The organism is Altererythrobacter sp. B11, assembly GCF_003569745.1.
Lineage (GTDB): Bacteria > Pseudomonadota > Alphaproteobacteria > Sphingomonadales > Sphingomonadaceae > Croceibacterium_C.
In genome coordinates this window covers 1,638,567-1,655,121 of record NZ_AP018498.1, presented here as the reverse complement: position 1 = coordinate 1,655,121, position 16,555 = coordinate 1,638,567, and the positions used below count along the sequence as shown (strand labels likewise).

Genomic DNA, 16,555 nt, shown 5'->3' with positions numbered 1-16,555 from the left:
TTCGCGTTTTATACACTTGTATAAATCCATCATCCCGCGCTCTTACGCAAGACCCAGTATGGCCCTAGAGGAAGCGGATCATGAGCCAGCCCACCCGCCTCCGACTGCTCGCCGCCGCCGAACAGGTGATCCTGCGCGAAGGGGTGACGGCACTCACCGTGCGCCGGGTGGGAGAGGTGTCGGGCCTCAACCCCACACTGGTCACCTATCATTTCGGCAGCGTGGCCGGGCTGCTGGGCGAATTGTGCGAATGCAACCTCGGTCCGATGCGCGAAGCCTGGGCCGCGCTGGACCAGCCGGAGGCGGAGGAGTTCGATACGGACGAGTTGCTGCGCATCTGGCTGGGCCCGCTGCTCGCCCCCGCCGCCTTCGACCGGCAGGGCCGGGCGCTGGTGGTGCTGGACGAAATCGCCGCGCATGGCGCCCCGGAACCGCGCGAGGCGGTGTGGGGCGAGATGGCCGGAGTCGCCACGCGCGTCCACCGGCTGCTGGCTCCACGACTGCCGTGGCTGGCGGCGGAGGAAACGGCCGCGCGGCTGCGCTACATCGCCGGCGCCGCGCTCGGCCCGCCGCCGCGGAGGACGCAGGGCGCCGACGCCGCCGCCCAGGCCCGCGAACTGGAACGCCTGTGCCGTTTCGCCGGGGCGGCGCTGGGGGGCGACGGAGGCTGACGCGGCGGCGGAGGTGGAGAAGGATGCGCGCGAAGCCCGCGTCGCGCCAGAACGCCGAACCTATTCCTCGCCCATCCTCAAGGCAGCGATGAAGGCTTCCTGCGGAATCGACACATTGCCGTATTCGCGCATCCGCGCCTTGCCCTTCTTCTGCTTTTCCAGCAACTTCTTCTTGCGCGTGATGTCGCCGCCATAGCATTTGGCGGTCACGTCCTTGCGCAGGGCGGCGATGGTTTCGCGGGCGATCACCTTGCCGCCGATCGCGGCCTGGATCGGAATCTTGAACAGGTGGCGCGGGATCAGGTCCTTCAGCCGTTCGCACAGCTGGCGCCCGCGCGCCTCGGCCACGCTGCGGTGAACGATCATGCTCAGCGCATCCACCGGCTCGTTGTTCACCAGGATGTTCATCTTCACCAGATCGCCTTCGCGCAGCCCGATCTGTTCGTAGTCGAAGCTGGCATAGCCGCGGCTGATGCTCTTCAGCCGGTCATAGAAATCGAACACCACTTCATTCAGCGGCAATTCGTAGCTGACCTGCGCCCGGCCGCCGACATAGGTGAGATCGGTCTGGATGCCGCGCCGGTCCTGGCAGAGCTTGAGGATGCTGCCGAGATATTCGTCGGGCGTGTAGATCACCGCCTTGATCCACGGCTCGTCGATCTCCTCGATCCGCGAAGGATCGGGGAAGTCCGCGGGGTTGTGCAGCATGATCTCGCGCGCATCGTCCGTGCGCGATTTGCCCAGCTGGATGCGATAGACCACGCTGGGGGCGGTGGTGATGAGATCGAGGTCGTATTCCCGCGTCAGCCGTTCCTGGATGATCTCCAGATGCAGCAGGCCCAGGAAGCCGCAGCGGAAGCCGAAGCCCAGCGCCGCGCTGCTTTCCATTTCGAAGCTGAAGCTGGCATCGTTCAGCCGCAGCCGGGCAATGCTTTCGCGCAGCTTTTCGAAATCGGCGGCATCCACGGGGAACATGCCGCAGAACACCACCGGCTGCACTTCCTTGTAGCCCGGCAGCGCCTGCGTGGCGCCATTCTTCACGGTGGTGATCGTGTCACCAACCTTGGCTTCTTCCACTTCCTTGATCTGCGCGGTGATGAAGCCGATTTCGCCCGGCCCCAGCTCCGCCAGTTCCACGCGCTTGGGGGTGAAGCAGCCCACCCTGTCCACCAGATGCTGCGTGCCGCCCTGCATGAACCTGATCTGCTCACCCTTCCTGAGCACGCCGTCCATTACGCGCACCAGGATGACCACGCCGAGATAGGGATCGTACCAGCTGTCCACGAGCATGGCCTTCAGCGGACGCGTGCGTTCGCCCTGCGGCGGCGGGATGCGGTCCACCACCGCTTCCAGCACATCCTCGATGCCGATGCCGGACTTGGCGCTGGTCAGCACCGCATTGCTGGCATCCAGCCCGATCACATCCTCGATCTCGGCGCGCACCTTGTCCGGCTCCGCCGCGGGCAGGTCGATCTTGTTGATGACCGGCACGATCTCATGGTCGTGCTCGATCGATTGATAGACGTTGGCCAGCGTCTGCGCTTCCACGCCCTGCGCCGCATCCACCACCAGCAGCGCGCCTTCGCAGGCGGCCAGGCTGCGTGAGACTTCATAGGCGAAGTCCACATGGCCGGGCGTGTCCATGAGGTTCAGCTCATAGGTCTTCCCGTCGCGCGCGGTGTAGTTCAGGCGCACGGTTTGCGCCTTGATGGTGATGCCCCGCTCCCGCTCGATATCCATATTGTCGAGCACCTGTTCCTTGAGCTCGCGCTCGGACAGGCCGCCCGTCACCTGGATCAGGCGGTCGGCCAGCGTGGACTTGCCATGATCGATATGGGCTATGATCGAAAAATTGCGGATCAGCGCGAGGTCGGTGCTCATGCGCCGCCTCTAGCGGCACAGGGGCGCCCTGTCAGCAGGATGTGACGCAGCCCGATCAGGTTGCGCGCGAGGAGGTGGCGGAAAGGTCCAGCTGCATGAAGCGCGGCCGACCGGGCTGGCTGGGATCGCGCGGTTCGATCAGATCCTGCAGAAACGGATATTCGCCCCGCGGCAGCGCCCGCAGCGGCATCCCCGCCGAAGCCAGCGCATAGGGGGAGATGCGGTGGCGGGTGCAAAGGCCATCCGCACCGTCGCTGATCAGCGGCGTCTCGAACTCCAGGCCCTGCGTCGCGTCCTGCGAACGGCGCACAATGGCCACTACCAATTGCCCCTCCCCCAGGTCCAGCACCAGCTCGGTGCCCACAGGCACGTCGATCAGCCCATCGATCCGCGCGCCGGTGCGCGACAGATTGCGCAGCATGGCGTCGTAGCGGTAATCCTCGTGGATCACGCCCACGGTGCGATAGAGGCTGCGGCGATCGGCGCGGTGGCGCTCGGGCCCGCTCGGTTCATAATAGAGATCGCCCGACGCGATCTTTGCCAGCACATCCGCCTGCGAGATGGCGCGGGAGAACACGAAGCCCTGCACGTTGGTGGCCCCGCGCGCTGCCACCAGCGCCAGTTCGTCCATCGCTTCCACGCCCTCTGCCGTGGTCTCCATCCGCAGTGCCTCCGCCAGACCGACGATGGCGGTGATGATGGCGGCGTTGGACTGCCCCTCTTCGGTGCTGCCGCGCACGAAACCCTGGTCTATCTTGATCTTGTCGAACGGCGCATCGCGCAAATAGCCGAGCGAGGAATAGCCGGTGCCGAAATCATCCAGCGCCAGCCTGACGCCCAGCCGCTTGAGCCGGGCGAAGGTACGCGCCGCCATGTTCCCATCGCCCAGGAACACGCTTTCGGTGATTTCCAGCTCCAGCCGGCCTGGCGCGAGGCCCGAGGCGGCGAGCGCCTTGCCCACGGAGGCGACGAAACCGGCAGCGGAAAACTGCGGGGCGGAGACGTTCACCGATACGAGCAGATCGCCGGGCCAGGCGGCGGCGTCCTCGCAGGCCTGGCGCAGCGCCCATTCGCCCAGCGCGCAGATGAGGTTGCTCTCCTCCGCCACCGGGATGAACTGCGCCGGATTGATCGGGCCGCGCTCCGGGTGATTCCAGCGCATCAGCGCCTCGAAGCCGGTCAGCCTGTGGCTCTTGCTGCGCACCACGGGCTGATAATGCAGCTGGAGCTCGCCCCGCGGCAGCGCATCGCGCAGATCCTCCTCGATAGCCCGGCGTTCCTGCGCGGAATCCTTGAGGTCGTTGGAATAGAAGCGATATTGCGCGCGCCCGCTACCCTTGGCGGCATAGAGCGCGAGATCGGCCGCCTTCACCAGCTCATCGGGCTCGATCCCGTCATAGGGCGCGACGGCAATGCCCACCGAGGTGCCGATAATCGCACGGCTGCCTTCGATCGAATAGGGCTGCGACACCATCTGGATGATGCGATGGGCCAGCTCGCCCAGCTTCCCGCGATCGTCCATGTCGGGAATGATGATCTTGAACTCGTCGCCGCCGAGCCGGCCGATCTCGGCCTGTTCGGGAATGATCCGGCCGAGGCGTTGGGCCACCTGCTTCAGCAGATCGTCACCCGCCGGATGTCCCAGCGTATCGTTGACATGCTTGAAGCGGTCGAGATCGAGCAGCAGCAGCGCGCAGCTGCGGCGGGCGAGGCGGAAGGCGGTGAGGATCGCGGTCAGCCGCGTGCCCATGCGGTGGCGGTTGGCGAGGCCGGTCAGCGAATCATATTCGGCCAGGCGCGAGGAATCGCATTGCCGCGCGTATTCGGCAGAAATATCGCGCGCGATCCCGCGATAGCCGATGAAATCCCCCCATTCGTCGAAGGCGGGCCGGCCGGTGAGCGACCACCATTGCGGCCCCTCGGGCATTTCCAGCCGAACGATATGCTCCACCACCCGGCTGCGGGCACCGAGCAGGAAGCTGAGCGGCCGCTGTGGCTGCTCCCGCACCTCGCCCACTGTTTCGAACAGCCGGCTCAGGGGTTCGCCGAACAGGGCGGCGCCGGGAGCGAAGCGCTGCACGGCGGAGGCGGAGAGATAGGTCAGCTCGTTGCGGACATTGCTGGCCCAGAACCAGCCGAGCCCCTCGTCCTCGACGGCTTCCAGCAGCGCACGCCGCTGGCCGAGGTCGGCGCCGCGCCCAGAGGCTGCGCCGGCGTGGGCGCGCGCGGAGGCGGGTTTGCCGCTGCCCAGCCCGCGCAACATGCCGCGCATCACCATCCGATCGTCACTCCTGGCCCGAACTCTCCAAACCGCCTCGGGATCGTCCCCCCCAGGCTATGCGAACACCGTTACGAATTGTCTAAGGAGGCTCCGTCAGCCCCGCAGCGCCACCGCGGCCTTGCCGGAGAGATCAGGCGCCCGCTCCTGCACCGCCGCCAGCCGGCCGCTGGCATCGCGCTCCAGCGGCTCGGCGAATTCAAGGCCGGCGCGATTGGCGGAGCACCACCGGGTCACGGCTTCCAGTTCGTGGCGTTCGGATAGGTGCATCCGGAAGACGGTGCCTACCGGCACGTTCCAAAGCCCTTCCACCATGGCTCCGGACACGGAGATATTGCGCACCGTGACATTGTACAGATGGCCGTGGTGATCCAGCAGCACCTTGCGCAGCATCGTCTGCCGCGGCGCCCGGGCCGAGCGCGGGCCCCGCGCGACGGCGGTGAGGCCTGAGGCCAGCCGCGCCGCGGCGTCCTCCGCACTCAGCGGCCGTTCGTAGATGAAGCCCTGCACATGGCTGCAACCATGCATCCGCACCAGATCGAGCTCGTCCAGCGTCTCCACCCCCTCGGCCGTGGTATCCATGCCGAGCGCGTGGGCGAGGCCGGTGATCGAGGCGATGATCGCGCCGTTGCGGCTGCCGGGCTGCGTCGCCCCGCGCACGAAGCTCTGGTCGATCTTGATCTTGTCGAACGGCGCCTTCTTCAGATAGCCGAGCGAGGAATAGCCGGTGCCGAAATCGTCCAGCGCCATGCGCACGCCGATGCGCTTGAGTGCGGCGAACATCGCCTCCGTACCCTCGTCATCCGTGAGGAAGACGCTCTCGGTGATCTCCAGCTCCAGCCGCGACGGCTCGATGCCGGCGCTGGCGATGGCCTGCGCGACGATTGCGGGCAGTTGCGGATTGGCGAATTGCAGCGGCGAGACGTTCACGGCCACGCGCACCTCCTCCGGCCAGCGCGCAAGATCCTGGCACGCCTGCCGCAGCGCCCATTCGCCGATCTGCGCGATCAGCCCGCTTTCCTCGGCCGCTTCCACGAAATGGTTGGTGGGCACCCAGCCCCGGTCCGGATGCCGCCAGCGCAGCAGCGCCTCGAAGCCCGAAATCCGTTCGGAGGAAGTGGCGATCACCGGCTGGTAATAGAGTTCCAGCTCGCCGTGCGAGATCGCATCGCGCAAGTCGCGCTCCAGCTTCGCCCGCTCCTCCGCCTGCGCGTGGAGATCCTCGGCATAGAAGTGATAGCGCCCGCGCCCGCCGTCCTTCGCCGCATAGAGCGCCAGGTCGGCATTGCGGATCAGCTCCTCGCTCGTTTTGCCGTCATCGGGGGAAACCGCTACCCCCACCGAGGCACCGATCACCACTCGCTGCCCGTCGATCACGTAGGGCTGGGAGAGCGCGTGAATGATCGCCTCGCACAGATGGCCTACTGCGCGGCGCTCCACTTCACCGGCCAGGATCACCTCGAACTCGTCGCCCCCGAGCCGGCCGACTTGCCCCATCTGCCCCACCGTGCCCAGCAGCCGCTGCGCCACCTGTTTCAGCAGGGCATCCCCGGCCGGATGGCCCATGGTGTCGTTCACCCGCTTGAAGCGGTCGAGATCGAGCAGCAGAACGGTGCACTGCCGCTCGCTTTCGCGTGGGGCGGCAAGGATGCGCTCCAGCGTGCGCGACATCTGCAGCCGGTTGGCGAGATCGGTGAGCGAATCGTAATGCGCCAGCCGCGAGGCATCCTCCCGGCTGCGCTTCTTCTCGGTGAGATCGGTGCCAGAGCCACGGAATCCCACAAAATTGTGGAAGGCATCGTAAATCGGCCGTCCGCTGATGGACCACCACCGCTCCTCCTCACGGATCGCGGCGCGGACGGAGACTTCGTTGAAGGCGGAGCGGGCGGTGAGATGGAACAACAGGGTGCGCTCACCATCCTGCCCCGAGTCGGCGAGATGGAACAATTGCACCAGCGGGCTGCCCACCAGCTCTTCCGGTTCGTGACCCAGCGCCCTGGCGATGGGCGGCGAGATATAGGTCAGCAGCGATCGGCGGTCGGTTTCCCAGAACCAGCCGAGCTGGGTTTCCTCGTAATCGGCCAGGATGTCTCGCGCGCGGGTCTGCATCCGGTCGCGCATCTGCTGGCGGACGACCTCCTCATGCTCTTCCCGCAGCTGCTCCCGGCTGATCAGGATTGCGACGACGAGAGCGACCAGCATCGTAAGCAGGCCGGCGAGCGATTGCAGCGCCGCCACCGGGGCCGACCAGATGGCGAACTGGCCGGCGAAGATCATCGCCGGTTGCCGGCGGAGATAGGCGGAAGCGATCCCGCCGACGCAGATCAGCGCAGCCAGCACCATGTCCCATGCCAGCCCGCCCCTCAGCGCCCAAAGCGCCATGCCCAGCCCGTACAGGAACAGCGGCAGCGCCACGACCGCGGAGGCGGCGAGCAGATGTGCCGCGAAGCTCCGTCCGCGCACCCAGTCGAAGGTGAAGCGCGCGCATCCGGAAAGGATCACAGATGCCGCCAGCAGGGGCAGGATCGGCATGTGGGGCCACGCGCCCGCCCCTAGTCGAGCGACACCGACTATGGCGAGCATGCACAGCAGCAGGAAGGGCCAGCGTCGCGGAAACCAGTTGCCCCGCTCCGGCCGCGGGGGATTCGCCGCCAGCGAGCGGTCGAGGCGGGGGCTGCGGCGGGTGTCCTGTCGTCTTTCGCTGAGCGTTCGGGCGAAAGCGGCAATCCCCTCGCCCCCGGCGGCGGCCGGCGCCTCGATAAACCGGTTAACTCTTGCGGGGCGCGACATGCCCGACCTCTGGGCTAGCCCCTTTGACAAAGGGTTAAAGCGGCAGTTTTACAGCAAATTAATGCACCACTTAGGGCCGCGGCAAAGGGCTTGCCGCGCCTCCTTGTCGGGTTACAATCCCGGTCTGAAAGCCCTGGGAGAAGGCCATTGCGGCATATCGCGATCATCGGGTCCGGCCCCGCCGGATATTACACCGCGGAAGCCGCACAGAAGACCTTCGGCGAGGATGTACGGGTGGACGTGTTCGACCGTCTGCCGGTTCCCTATGGCCTGATCCGCACGGGCGTGGCGCCGGATCACCAGTCCATCAAGGCCGTCTCGCGCCGCTACGAGAAGGTGGCACTGAGCGAGAACGTCCGCTTCGTCGGCAATGTCGCCGTGGGTGAGGACATTTCGATCGGTGAACTGCAGGAACTTTACGACGCAGTGGTCCTGGCGACCGGCGCGCCGCATGATCGCCCGCTGGGCATCCCGGGGGAGGATCTGCGCAATGTGTTCGGCAGTGCCGCCTTCGTCGGCTGGTACAATGGCCACCCGCAGTTCGCTGCGCTGAACCCCGATCTGTCCGGCACCACCGCCGTGGTGATCGGCATGGGTAATGTGGCGCTGGACGTCGCCCGCATTCTTTCCAAGAGCCGGGCCGAATTCGCCGGAAGCGACATCGTGGGCCATGCGCTGGAGGCGCTGGAAAGCTCGCGTCTGCGGCGAATCGTGATCCTCGGCCGGCGCGGGCCCCACCAGATCATGATGACGCCCAAGGAACTGGGCGAGCTGGGGGCGCTGGAACGCGCCCGGCCGCTGGTCCGGCCCGAGGACCTGCCCGAGGAGACGGCGGATGCCGCGCTGGAGCCGGGGCAGCGCAAATCCGTGGGCCTGCTGCGCGAATTCGCCGCGGCGCAAGGGGATGATGACCGGCCGATCACGATCGAATTCGCCTTCATGGCGCAACCCCGCGCGCTGGTGGGAGAGGGCAGCGTGACGGCGCTGGAGGTCGAGCGCACGCGGCTGGTGGATGGCCGCGCGGAAGCTACGGGTGAGACCTTTCGCATTCCCGCCGATCTGGTGGTCAGCTGCATCGGCTATCGCACCGCGCCGATTCCCGGCGTGCCGTTCGACGAGCGGCAAGGCCGCTTCACTAATGACGAAGGGCGTATCGGCCCCGGCCTCTACTGCGTCGGCTGGGCACGGCGTGGCCCGTCGGGCACGATCGGCACCAATCGGCCCGATGGCTATGGCGTGGTGGAGAAGATCGCCGCCGACTTTCCGGACCACGACGCGGCGGCCGGCAAGCCGGGCCGCGAAGGCTTCGACCGGCTGGCGGCGGAGCGCGGACTCGACGTCGTCACCTTCCGCGACTGGAAGAAGATCGAGGAAGCGGAGGAGACAGCCGCCCGCGAAGGCGCCCCGCGCGAGAAGTTCGTGGACATCGAAGCGATGATCCGCGCCGGCCGATAGCGGGTGCGCCGATCACCCGGGCGCCACTGGCGCACCGGGGATAGCACAGTCAGTTCAGGGATCGAGCCGCGCGCTGCGCAGCGTGACAGACCCGGTCAGTTCCATAGTTCCGGCATCATGCCCGACGCCCACGGTGTAAGCGCCCGCATCGATCCGCCAGCCGCGACCCGTTTCATATTCGGCGAGGAGGCGCGGATCGGCGGTGAGCGTCACCCGCTTCGTTTCGCCCGGCGCCAGTTCCACCTTCTGGAAGCCGAGCAGCCGCCGCGCAACGCCACCGGGCTTGTCGGTCAGATAAAGCTGCACGACATCCTTGCCCTGCACCTTGCCGGTGTTGGTCACATCGACGCTGGCGGTCACGGTCTTGCCGCCGGCGACCTTCAGATTGGCATAGCCGAAATCGGTGTAGCTGAGGCCGTGCCCGAACCAGTAGCGCGGCTGGGTGGACTGGCGGGCAAACCAGCGATAGCCGACATCGGAGCCTTCGATATCGTAATTCACCGTCACCCGCGTGCCTTCGGGTGCGTCCCAGCCGGGAATTTCCGGCCGCGGCAACTGGCTTTCGTCCACCGGCCAGCTGAGCGGGAGGTGGCCCGAGGGATTCACCTCGCCGAACAGCACGCGGGCGATCGCCTCCCCGCCCTTCTGCCCGCCAAACCATGCCTGCAGGACGCCCTTCACCTTGTCGGCCCAGGGCATGCGCACGGGATTGCCCGTCTGCAGCACCACGATGGTATTCGGATTGGCGGCGGCGACGGCTTCGATCAGCGCGTCCTGCCCGAAGGGAAGCGCCATGTCCCCCGCATCGTCGCCTTCGGTCGTGGGCTGGTAGGCGAAGACGATCGCCACATCGGCCTCGCCGGCAGCGCGTGCGGCGCCTGCGGGGTAGAGGCCGGAGTCGAAGCTGACCTCCCCCTTCGCCCGCTCCCGAATCGCGGCCAGCGGGGCCGAGGGATGGAACACGACATTCATCCAATTCGCCATCAGGCCCTCGCCGCCAAGCGGCACGGTGCGCACCGGCGCCGGGACGCCTCCCACCGAGGGGCGATAGGGATTGGCTACCTGCGAGGAACCGCCGCCGGAGGGTACGCCGGCCTCGACACTCGCGCCGATCACCGCGATGCGCCCGCTCTGCGCCGCCAGCGGCAGCACGCCGCCGGCGTTCTTCAGCAGAACGATCGCTTCCTCGGCTTCGGCCTGGGCGATCTTGCCATGGCTTTCGAAATCGATGTCCGCCTTGGCGGGCGGATTGTCGAACAGGCCATGCGCAAACATGGAACGGAGCACGCGGTGCGCCGCATCGTCCAGCCGCGCGGCCGGGATGCTGCCATCGGCAACGGCCTTCTTGAGCGGCTCGCCGAACCACACCTGCTTGTCCAGCTGCTCGCCGGACTGCTGATCGAGGCCGGCGGTGAAGGCGCCAAGTTCATGCACCGCCCCCCAGTCCGACATCACATAGCCGGGATACTCCCAGTCACCCTTGAGCACGCGGTTCAGCAGGAAATCGTTCTGGCAGCCGTAAACCCCGTTGATGAGGTTGTAGGCGCACATGACCGAACCCGGCTTGCCCCGTTCGATGGCGATCTGGAACGCGAGCAGGTCGCTCTCGCGCGCGGCATCCTCGGCGATCACCGAATCCGCCGTCATGCGGTCATGCTCCTGATCGTTCAGGGCGTAGTGCTTGACCGTGGAAATGATGTCCGCCGACTGGATGCCGCGGATGCTTTCGCCCGCCATGATGCCGGCCAGCAGCGGATCCTCGCCCGCATATTCGAAATTGCGCCCGCCACGCGGATCGCGCAGCAGGTTGACCCCGCCGGCGAGCATGACGTTGATACCCTTGGCCCGCGCCTCTTCGCCAACCATGCGCCCGCCGGCAAAGGCGATCTCGGGATTGAAGGTGGCCGCCAGCGCCAGGCTGGACGGCAGGGCGGTGGACATGTCCTGCACCCCGCGGACCAGCCCGGGATTGGTGACGCCGAGGCTGGCGTCGCTTTCCTGCTGCGCGGGAATGCCCAGCCGTTCGTTGCCGGGGATATAGCCGGCACCGCCCACGGCCTTTTCCGGTATCTTCTGGCCGGGGCCGAACGCCACCGCCATGGGCCCATGGAGGATGGCGACCTTTTCGTCCGTCGTCATCTCGCGCAGCAGCAGGTCGGCGCGCTGGTCGGGCGTGAGCTTGCTGTTCATCCACGGGCGGGCGGGCGCGCTTTCCTGCGCGACAAGGGAGCCGGTGGCGCAGGTCAGTGAGGGAAGGCTGGCGAGCGCCGCGAGGGCGTAGGTAATGCGCTTCATGTCTTCGTGCCTTTACTGTTCGGCGGGCCGGGACGAGGCGGTGTCGATTTCGGCGCCCCAGGGGTCCTTCTGCGGAACCGCCTTCCCTGCCTCGGAAAAGTCCATGATCATGTCGGTCTTGCTGGCGTAGGGCGGCCATGGGGGCAGCCCGGCACCGTTCGGGTCGCCGGTCTTGGCGAAATTGGTGAGATAGCGGCTCATCGCCTGCCCCATCGCAACATCGCGCGGGGTGGTCGCATCGCCATATTTGATCGCCGTTGTGTCGAAGAAGAAGGGAATGTCCGTGGCGTGCTGGGCGCCATCGGCATCGACCGAATCCGCGACATAGGAGAAGCGGTATTCGTACACCGGCGCGCCCTGATCGGCGATTACGCCGGCCACCCGGCGCGCGCCGGCGACCATCGGGCCGGTTTTCCCGCCGATGTCCGCACTGGTCGCGCCGATCATCATCGGGACATGCGGGAACGCGCCCGATGCGTAGGCCGCGCCCGCATCCACCGCGAGCTTCCCGTCCACGAAGGGGCTGGCGAAGGTGCGCGGCCCCTGCGGCGCAAACAGCGCCATCAGGTTGAGCCCGTCGGTCACCTCTTCCGCAGACAAGGCGCGCAGCTTTGCCAGCGCCTGCGGATCGTCCGGCGCGATGCCCTTGGCCTGCGCGAAGTCGAGGCCGATCTTCTCCACCCCGGCAAGACCGCTGCCGCTCATCGCCGTACCGTCCCCGCCGGACATCACCACCGCCTTCGCGAACAGCCCCGTCGCCAGCGGCGAGGTGACGAGCGTGTGCACGGAGGAACCGCCCGCGGATTCGCCCACGATGGTGACATTCGCCGGATCACCGCCGAAAGCCGCGATGTTCCGCTGCACCCATTGGAGCGCGGCTAGCTGGTCCATGAAGCCGTAATTGCCGAGCAGCCCGCCATCCGCGTTTTCAGCGGTCAGCTGCGGATGCGCGAAGGTGCCGAAGCGCCCGACGCGGTAATTGGCGCTGACGAAGACGACGCCCTGGCGTGCGAGATTGGCGCCGGAATAGGTCGGCGGCGATGCGCCGCCATTCACGAAGCCGCCGCCGTAGATCCAGAAGACCACCGGCAGCTTGCCCTGCGCCCCGGCCGGCCGCCAGACGTTGAGGTACAGGCAGTCTTCCGCGGGTGTGGAGCCGAGCGGTGCGGCATCGCTGGGGAACGGCACCTGCATGCAGTCATGCCCGTAGGAAGTCGCCTGCCGCACGCCGCTCCAGCCCTTTGCCGGCTGCGGCGCACGCCAGCGCAGGTCGCCCACCGGCGGAGCCGCGAAGGGTATGCCCTTCCACATCTCCACGCCATCTTCCGTCGCGCCGGCGACCCGCCCGGTTTCCGTCGTGGCTTCCTGCGCGGAAGCCGACGCGCACAGCAGCAACCCGGCGGCTACGGCGGCGAGGCCGGATGAAACGGAAACATTCTTCGGAGCCATGGCACATCCCCTCTCTGCGCGGAGGCCGTTAAGGCGGCATCTCTCGCTCGGGCGCAGCCGCGCCCCATCCCGACGTTGGTATCGCTGAGACCGACTGCTGTCCAGAAGAACGAGACAACGTTGTCAGACTTGCGGGCGGTGTTACCTGCCCTGCTGGCAACGTGGATTGGCGGGCCAGATTGTCGAGCGCAACTCGACCGTCCGCACCAGCAGGAGCAGGCGTGGCGCTCGGGTACGGCTGGTACTACGGCCTGCCGCCGCCCCGCTCAGACGCGCATGGGCATCAGGACATAGAGCGCCGGGCTCTTCTCATCCTGCCGGATCAGCGTGGGCGCGCCCGGATCGGCCAGGTGGATTTCCACCGTATCGCTGTCGATCTGGGCGAGGATATCCTTGAGATAATTGGCATTGAAACCGATCTCGAAGGGATCGGAACTGTAGCTCGCCGGCACTTCTTCCGCCGCCGTGCCGTTGTCCGGCGAGGTGACCGAAAGCGTGACCTTGTCGGTTTCCAATCCCATCTTCACAGCGCGGGTCTTCTCCGTCGCGATCGTCGCCACGCGATCGACGCCCTGGTAGAAGCTGCGCGGATCGATCTTCAGCAGCTTGTCGTTTCCGGTGGGAATCACGCGGCTGTAATCGGGGAAGGTTCCGTCGATCAGCTTGCTGGTAAGGACGACCCCGCCCTCCCCGCCCAGGGTGAAGCGGATCTTGCTGGCCGAAAGATCGATTTCGACGTTCCCGTCCAGCGATTCTTCCAGGAGCTTGCGCAATTCGCCCACCGCCTTGCGGGGCACGATCACGTCCGGCATGCCATCAGCCCCATCGGGGCGCGGCAGGGTGAAACGCGCGAGGCGGTGCCCGTCGGTCGCCGCGGCCTTGAGCACCGGCGCATCCTCATCCGAGACATGCAGGAAGATACCGTTGAGGTAATAGCGCGTCTCTTCGGTGGAGATCGCGAAGCGGGTGCGGTCGATCAGTTCGGCCAGCATCTTGGCCGGCAGTTCGAAGCTGGTCGGCAGATCGCCTTCCACGATCAGCGGGAAATCGTCGCGCGGCAGGGTCGGCAGCTGGAAGCGGCTGCGGCCGGCCTTCACCGTCATCCGGTTATCGGCCGTCTCCAGGCTCACCTGCGCCCCGTCGGGCAGCTTGCGTGCAATGTCGAACAGCAGATGTGCAGAGACGGTGATCGCGCCCGCGCTTTCCACGGACACGGCCGCCAGGCTTTCGACGACCTGCAGGTCCAGATCGGTGGCCGTCACCTTCAGCCGGCCGTCCACATCCGCTTCGATCAGCACGTTGGAGAGGATCGGAATCGTGTTCCGCCGCTCAACCACCGACTGGACATGAGACAGACAGCGCAGCAGCCTCGCGCGTTCGATGGTGGCCTTCATCGTATCCTTCTAACCCCCTTGCGCCGCTGCGGCCGGAATCGCCCACAAGCGCCGGAAAATCGTCCTCTATCCTTAGCGGTGGCATCGCCCGCGGCAAGGATCAATGCCCTTATCCGGGGATTCGCTTGGGGATAAATGCACCGCTGCGCCAGGGTGATGCCCTGTCAGGAGAACATCGCCATGCCGCCGTTCACATGCAGCGTCTGCCCGGTGACATAGCCCGCCTCGCGCGAGGCGAGATAGGCCACGGCAGCGCCGATATCTCCGCCCTCGCCCATGCGGCCCATCGGGATGCGGCTGTTCAGCGCCTCCTTTTGGGCGTCGGGCAGGACATCGGTCATCGGGGTGCGGATGAAGCCGGGAGCCACGCAATTGGCGGTGATGCCGCGGCTCGCCACTTCCTGCGCGAAGCTCTTGGTCATGCCGGTAAGCCCTGCCTTGGCGGCGGCGTAATTCATCTGGCCGGGATTGCCGGTGGCGCCCACCACGCTGGTGATGGTGACGATGCGGCCGAAGCGCGCCTTCATCATCGGCCGGGCCGCCGCGCGCATCAGGCGAAACGCCGCCTCCAGATTGATGGCGATCACCTGCTGCCACTCGTCATCCTTCATCCGCATGGCGAGGTTGTCGCGCGTGATGCCGGCATTGTTCACCAGAATGTCCAGCTGGCCCAGCGTATCCATGGCCGCGGGGATGAGTTCCTCCACCTGCGTGGTGTTGGAGAGATCGCAGGTGATCTCCACGTGATCGTGGCCGAATTCGTTATTCAGCTCATCCCGAAAGGCGCGCAGCTTCGCCGGGTTGGAGCCGGACAGCGCAATCCGCGCCCCCTGCTGCGCCAGCGCCCGCGCGATGGCCGAGCCGATCCCGCCGCTGGAGCCCGTGACGAGGGCGGTCATTCCCGTAAGGTCGAACATGTCATTCTCCAATTGGCTCGCGCAAAGGCGCGGAGGCGCAAAGATTCAAGATTGCGGACGATGGTTGTTGACCACCCGGCGAATGCCTTCCTTCATCGTTTCGCCGGAAAAATTCAACAGAAGGCCCACCGAACGGTGGGTCAGGCGCAGGTACGTCAGCAATTGCTTGGCGTGGACGGCCCTGAGCGCCTCGACAGACTTGATCTCCACGATCAGCTTGCCGCCGACCAGCAGATCTATGCGAAAGGCGGCGGCGAAGCGCAGCCCGTCGAACTCGATATCGACCGGCGTCTGCCGCTCGACTTCGATGCCTCTTCGCGCGAGCGCGCCGGCCAAGACGAGCTCATAAACGCTCTCCAGCAGGCCGGGGCCAAGCTCCCGATGAATCCGGATCGCTTCGGTGACGACGGCGCCGCTCAGCGCATCAACGGGTTGATCCATGATCTCCCCGCCTCTGCGCCTCTGCGCGCGCCATCAAATCTCCTTCGCCAGCGCTTCGATGTCGGCCATGGTCTGCACGCTGGTGACGGTGACGTCCTCCACCGTGCGGCCGATCATGGGGCCGACGACCTTGCCGCCCAGTTCCACGAAGCGGCTTACGCCCGCTTCCTTCATCGCGATCACGCTTTCGCGCCAGCGTACCCGGCCGGTGACCTGCTGCACCAGCAGTTCGCGCTCCACCGCCGGATCGCTGACCAGGCCGGCAGTGACATTGGCATAGACCGGCAGGCGCATCACCTGCGGCGGGGTCCGGCCCAGCGCCTCGGCCATGGCCTCGGCCGCGGGCTGCATCAGCGAGCAGTGGAAGGGGGCGGACACGGGCAGCAGCACGCCGCGCTTGCAGCCGTATTCCTTGGCCAGTGCCACTGCGCGCTCGATCGCTTCGCGGTGGCCCGAAAGCACCACCTGCCCCGGATCATTGTCATTGGCGATTTCGCACACCTGCCCTTCGGCGGCGGCTTCGGCGAGCTTGGTCGTCTTTTCCAGATCCGCGCCCAGCAATGCGCACATCGCGCCCACGCCCACCGGAACAGCCGCCTGCATCGCCTGCCCGCGCAGCTTCAGCAGCCGCGCCGTATCCGCGAGCGAGAAGGCGCCCGCCGCGGCCAGCGCGGTGTATTCACCCAGCGAATGGCCGGCGACGCATTCGCCCTTGGCGGCGATCGCAATGCCGCCTTCCTTCTCCAGCACGCGCAGCACGGCGATGGCATGCGCCATGATCGCCGGCTGGGCATTCTCGGTCAGCGTCAGTTCCTCTTCCGGCCCTTCGCGCATAATGCGGGAAAGGTTCTGGCCCAGCGCCTCGTCCACTTCCTGGAACACTTCGCGCGCTGCCGCGCTCGCCTCGGCGAGTTCGGCGCCCATGCCCACCTTCTGGCTGCCCTGGCCGGGAAATACGAATGCGGTCATCCTGTCCTCCTGATC

11 protein-coding genes are annotated in these 16,555 nt (G+C 66.7%); 2 read left to right on the top strand and 9 right to left on the bottom strand.

What is annotated here, in order from left to right:
* Positions 1 to 80: 80 nt before the first annotated feature.
* Positions 81 to 671, top strand: a complete 591-nt coding sequence (locus tag AEB_RS07940) for a TetR/AcrR family transcriptional regulator (protein WP_119082705.1) — start codon at positions 81 to 83, stop codon at positions 669 to 671.
* A 60-nt stretch (positions 672 to 731) separates the two neighbouring features.
* Here the strand turns inward: AEB_RS07940 and lepA are convergent, their stop codons facing one another.
* The 3 genes from lepA to AEB_RS07925 form a co-directional block, all read right to left on the bottom strand.
* A complete protein-coding gene (lepA, locus tag AEB_RS07935) occupies positions 732 to 2,552 on the bottom strand; it encodes a translation elongation factor 4 (protein ID WP_119082704.1) in 1,821 nt (606 codons plus the stop codon).
* A 55-nt stretch (positions 2,553 to 2,607) separates the two neighbouring features.
* Positions 2,608 to 4,830: a putative bifunctional diguanylate cyclase/phosphodiesterase gene (locus AEB_RS07930; RefSeq protein WP_119082703.1), complete on the bottom strand. Its 2,223-nt coding sequence runs from the start codon at positions 4,828 to 4,830 to the stop codon at positions 2,608 to 2,610.
* A 96-nt stretch (positions 4,831 to 4,926) separates the two neighbouring features.
* The gene (locus AEB_RS07925; protein ID WP_119082702.1) at positions 4,927 to 7,620 is read right to left on the bottom strand and encodes an EAL domain-containing protein; all 2,694 of its coding nucleotides are present in this window, start codon (positions 7,618 to 7,620) and stop codon (positions 4,927 to 4,929) included.
* A 147-nt stretch (positions 7,621 to 7,767) separates the two neighbouring features.
* Between AEB_RS07925 and AEB_RS07920 the strand changes: the two genes are divergently transcribed.
* Positions 7,768 to 9,075, top strand: coding sequence for an FAD-dependent oxidoreductase (locus AEB_RS07920; RefSeq protein WP_119082701.1), 1,308 nt, complete (start codon positions 7,768 to 7,770; stop codon positions 9,073 to 9,075).
* A gap of 54 nt (positions 9,076 to 9,129) precedes the next feature.
* Here the strand turns inward: AEB_RS07920 and AEB_RS07915 are convergent, their stop codons facing one another.
* The 6 genes from AEB_RS07915 to fabD form a co-directional block, all read right to left on the bottom strand.
* Positions 9,130 to 11,370: a beta-glucosidase family protein gene (locus AEB_RS07915; RefSeq protein WP_119082700.1), complete on the bottom strand. Its 2,241-nt coding sequence runs from the start codon at positions 11,368 to 11,370 to the stop codon at positions 9,130 to 9,132.
* Between the two features lie 12 nt (positions 11,371 to 11,382).
* The gene (locus AEB_RS07910; protein WP_119082699.1) at positions 11,383 to 12,819 is read right to left on the bottom strand and encodes a carboxylesterase/lipase family protein; all 1,437 of its coding nucleotides are present in this window, start codon (positions 12,817 to 12,819) and stop codon (positions 11,383 to 11,385) included.
* Positions 12,820 to 13,085: 266 nt separating this feature from the next.
* Positions 13,086 to 14,213: a DNA polymerase III subunit beta gene (gene dnaN, locus AEB_RS07905; protein WP_119082698.1), complete on the bottom strand. Its 1,128-nt coding sequence runs from the start codon at positions 14,211 to 14,213 to the stop codon at positions 13,086 to 13,088.
* 164 nt (positions 14,214 to 14,377) lie between these two features.
* Entirely contained in the window at positions 14,378 to 15,130 is a 753-nt protein-coding gene (gene fabG / locus AEB_RS07900; RefSeq protein WP_172593028.1) for a 3-oxoacyl-[acyl-carrier-protein] reductase, read from the bottom strand.
* Between the two features lie 45 nt (positions 15,131 to 15,175).
* Positions 15,176 to 15,571, bottom strand: coding sequence for a GxxExxY protein (locus tag AEB_RS07895; protein ID WP_119082696.1), 396 nt, complete (start codon positions 15,569 to 15,571; stop codon positions 15,176 to 15,178).
* Positions 15,572 to 15,604: 33 nt separating this feature from the next.
* Positions 15,605 to 16,540 carry an ACP S-malonyltransferase gene (gene fabD / locus AEB_RS07890; protein WP_119082695.1) on the bottom strand — a complete coding sequence of 312 codons (936 nt, stop codon included), beginning with the start codon at positions 16,538 to 16,540 and terminating at the stop codon, positions 15,605 to 15,607.
* Positions 16,541 to 16,555: the final 15 nt, after the last annotated feature.

What these genes read in the sequence shown, in the direction of transcription:
- AEB_RS07940 (WP_119082705.1), top strand. Translation starts at nt 81, where the DNA reads ATGAGCCAGCCCACCCGCCTCCGACTGCTCGCCGCCGCCGAACAGGTG.
- lepA (WP_119082704.1), bottom strand. Translation starts at nt 2,552, where the DNA reads ATGAGCACCGACCTCGCGCTGATCCGCAATTTTTCGATCATAGCCCAT.
- AEB_RS07930 (WP_119082703.1), bottom strand. Translation starts at nt 4,830, where the DNA reads ATGGTGATGCGCGGCATGTTGCGCGGGCTGGGCAGCGGCAAACCCGCC.
- AEB_RS07925 (WP_119082702.1), bottom strand. Translation starts at nt 7,620, where the DNA reads ATGTCGCGCCCCGCAAGAGTTAACCGGTTTATCGAGGCGCCGGCCGCC.
- AEB_RS07915 (WP_119082700.1), bottom strand. Translation starts at nt 11,370, where the DNA reads ATGAAGCGCATTACCTACGCCCTCGCGGCGCTCGCCAGCCTTCCCTCA.
- AEB_RS07910 (WP_119082699.1), bottom strand. Translation starts at nt 12,819, where the DNA reads ATGGCTCCGAAGAATGTTTCCGTTTCATCCGGCCTCGCCGCCGTAGCC.
- dnaN (WP_119082698.1), bottom strand. Translation starts at nt 14,213, where the DNA reads ATGAAGGCCACCATCGAACGCGCGAGGCTGCTGCGCTGTCTGTCTCAT.
- fabG (WP_172593028.1), bottom strand. Translation starts at nt 15,130, where the DNA reads ATGTTCGACCTTACGGGAATGACCGCCCTCGTCACGGGCTCCAGCGGC.
- AEB_RS07895 (WP_119082696.1), bottom strand. Translation starts at nt 15,571, where the DNA reads ATGGATCAACCCGTTGATGCGCTGAGCGGCGCCGTCGTCACCGAAGCG.
- fabD (WP_119082695.1), bottom strand. Translation starts at nt 16,540, where the DNA reads ATGACCGCATTCGTATTTCCCGGCCAGGGCAGCCAGAAGGTGGGCATG.